General features: G+C 37.3%; 1 protein-coding gene. It reads right to left on the reverse strand.

All coding sequences use genetic code 11. The features are described 5' to 3' along the window. Positions 1 to 1,843, reverse strand: a 1,843-nt coding sequence (locus AC1Q8N_RS28695) for a non-ribosomal peptide synthetase (protein WP_142312269.1), incomplete at both ends; no start/stop codon positions are given.

Here is a 1,843-nt window from a genome sequence, read left to right on the forward strand (position 1 = left end):
AATACTAAGAATAGAGTCACCACCTAGTTCAAAGAAATTATCATACAATCCCACTTTATCTACTCTTAATATTTCTTTCCATACCTTGGCTATCGCTTTTTCCACTTCAGTTGTAGGTGCTTCATAAGGTCTTTCCAAACTCTCCCTTGACCAAATATGATTCGGGAGTTGCGTACGATCTACTTTCCCATTTGGTGTTAAAGGCATCTTATCTAAAATTACAAATCCGGCTGGCACCATATATTCTGGCAGCTTTCGCTGCATATACGATCTCATTTCCGGAACTGAAACCGCTTTCCCTTTCCTTACTGTCACATAAACAATTAACCTTTTATTTTCCGTCTCATCCTCTTTTACTATTGCAATACTTTCAAGAATTGCAGGATGCTCGGCTAGCACAGACTCTACTTCTCCAAGTTCAATACGAAATCCTCTTAGCTTTACCTGGTCATCTATTCTTCCTAAATACTCAATATTCCCATCTTGTAGATATCTTCCCACATCTCCTGTGCGATATAATCTGCCTCCTTGATTTTCAGCAATAGGATTGGGAATGAATTTTTCTGCTGTTAAATCTGGTCGATGGTGGTATCCTCTTGCAATTCCTATTCCACTAATATAAATCTCTCCACGTACCCCTATAGGTACTATATTCATTTCTTCATCTAATATATATATCTTGTGATTCGCGATAGGTTGTCCAATAGGGACACTTTTATTTCGTCCTCCGCTCTCACACGAAAAATGTGTTACATCAATTGCTGCCTCTGTTGGGCCATATAAATTATATAAATTAACCTTCGGTAACTCTTTTAAGCACCTTTCCTTTAAATCAAATGGTAAAGCTTCTCCACTACAAATGACTCTACGTAGGGCAGTACAATGATGCAATTCTGGCTCCTCTACAAATGCCTGTAACATGGATGGAACAAAATGTATCGTAGTAATTTGTTGTTCTTGGATAAGTTTTATTAAGTATGAGCTATCTTTGTGACGATCTGATTCCGCTAACACTAATGTAGCTCCCGTCATTAATGGCCAAAAGAATTCCCATACCGAAACATCAAAACTAAATGAAGTCTTTTGTAAAACCCGATCACTTTGATCCAAATGATAGGCATCCTGCATCCATTTCAACCTATTACAAATGCCCTGATGAGTGTTCATTGCCCCTTTGGGACGACCTGTAGAACCTGAAGTATAAATAATATATGCTAAATTACTTCCCGAAAATGAAATATCGAGATTATTAGCAGATTCATTCTCCCACTGCCCCCATTCGCTATCTACGCATAAAATATCGCTATCTTGCCAATTAGATGACTCATAAATGTGATGTTGAGTTAACATTATCCTTACATTTGCATCTGATTTGATATAGTTAATCCTCTCGTACGGGTACAATGGATCAATCGGAACATACACCCCACCAGCCTTAAGTACAGCTAATAAACTTATAACCATTTCATATGAGCGATCCATACATATACCAACAGGTATTTCTAATCCTACACCGCGTTTTCTCAAATAACGAGCTAACCTATTTGCATCTTGGTTTAGTTGTGCGTAAGTCCACTTTCTATCTCTAAATGAAACCGCTATACTATCAGGACATGTTGCTGCCTTTCTTTCAACTAAACAATGTAGTCCGTCATCTGGCCTATATCCAACTTCTGTATCATTCCATTCCATGGTTATCTTCCGATGCTCGTCCCCATTTACCAATGGGAATTCTTTAATCCCTTGTTCCGGATTTTCTACCATTTGTTCTAAAATGCAATAATAGTGATCAATCATTTGTTTAATTGTATTTTCATTAAATAAATCTGTTGAATATTCAAAC

It is taken from the genome of Bacillus sp. GW823-FHT06B01 (genome assembly GCF_058952315.1).